At 66.3% G+C, this 1,216-nt stretch carries 2 protein-coding genes and 1 pseudogene; all 3 read right to left on the minus strand.

All coding sequences use genetic code 11. The features are described from left to right. Window positions 1-166 precede the first annotated feature (166 nt). On the minus strand, window positions 167-736 hold the full coding sequence (locus C1A33_RS25990) for a hypothetical protein (RefSeq protein ID WP_101834168.1): 570 nt from the start codon (window positions 734-736) through the stop codon (window positions 167-169). Beyond that, window positions 729-971 (minus strand): type II toxin-antitoxin system HicA family toxin, encoded by a 243-nt coding sequence (locus tag C1A33_RS25995; protein WP_101834170.1) that lies wholly within the window; start codon window positions 969-971, stop codon window positions 729-731. Before C1A33_RS25995 ends, C1A33_RS25990 begins: the two co-directional genes overlap by 8 nt. A gap of 183 nt (window positions 972-1,154) precedes the next feature. Further along, a pseudogene (locus C1A33_RS38440) lies at window positions 1,155-1,216 on the minus strand (SCO4848 family membrane protein); the annotation flags it as partial.

Consider the following 1,216-nt stretch of genomic DNA (forward strand, 5'->3'; position numbering starts at 1 on the left):
CGACCACACACCCACCGCGACCAGGAACCAGGACGCACGCTTCGACAGAGTCACCGGACCAGCTTCGCACCCGAGCGGGAGGACCTAACCGATCAAAGACGTTTGTTCCGCGTGAAGTCGAGCACGGCGAGCGCAGCCAGGTCCCGATGTCGGATCGCCGAGACTCCTATGCGCTGAGCTTCAGCCCAGGCCCGGTGAATGTCGTCATGATCTCGCCGAATGTCGTGTCTGGCGGGTAGCCCGCGCCGGCTGTCCCAGCACCAGTCCGGCGCCCGCCACCGAGCTGCAGAGTCCACAGCATCGACTCGGCCGCCGGCAGAGCAACCACGACCGGATCGGAAATCTCCTCAGTCTGAGCCGTTAGCCAGGAGATCGAGTCGCTCGGCAGCGCGCAGACGTAGACGACCTCCCCTGCGGAGTTCGCCGGCGCCGCCCGCAACTGCTCGGCCTGGTCCTCAACGCCGAGCGCAGCCCCCAGCCGCTCCGCGACCAGTTGCCGCTCCCATAGGAAGTCGTCCTGAGCGATCCGAACAACGACCCCACGCAGCTCCTGCTCGAGATGCACGAGGATCTCGAAGTCAAAGTCTCCGTCGAAGTACCAGGCAAGCGCCTCGGGGAGGGCCCCACGCAGCTCCGCCGCGGTCGGCTCCGCAACCGCGAGCCCAGGGCACTGCGGCGACCACGCCGACCAGGACTCGCCATCCCGCCGCACGATCACTGTGATCGCCCTAGTCACCGTGGATCACCTCCAGTGCCTCCTCCACGGTCAGGCCCACCTGCTTCACCAGTATCTGACGAACCAGACCCGGACCAACAGTCACACGATCGTGGAACGCCAACCGGAGCCGCGGGCGCCCGTCCGCCTCCAGCCACCGGTGCGACGAGCCGTCCTGCCTGGTCACCCGGTACCCCAGCCGCCCGAGCACGCGCAGGAGCTGCCGAGCCTTCAGCGACGGGAACTCTCCAGTCACGACGACACGAGGGTCGAGTCTCGCCGACCGTAGCTTCCGTCACCAGCAGTTCGAGGGAACGCTTTCACCGGTACCTCCGCACCATGATCAGGGATGCGGCCCCAGCGTAGGCGTCCATAGGGGGACGAATGCCGCCAGGACACGAGGAGACACGGCTCCGTACCTAGGTCATAAGTAAATGTTCTACAAGTTCGGCCAGATCGCCCACGACCACACACCCACCGCGACCAGGAACCAGGACGCAC

It is taken from the genome of Frankia canadensis, assembly GCF_900197875.1.
GTDB lineage: Bacteria > Actinomycetota > Actinomycetes > Frankiales > Frankiaceae > Frankia > Frankia canadensis.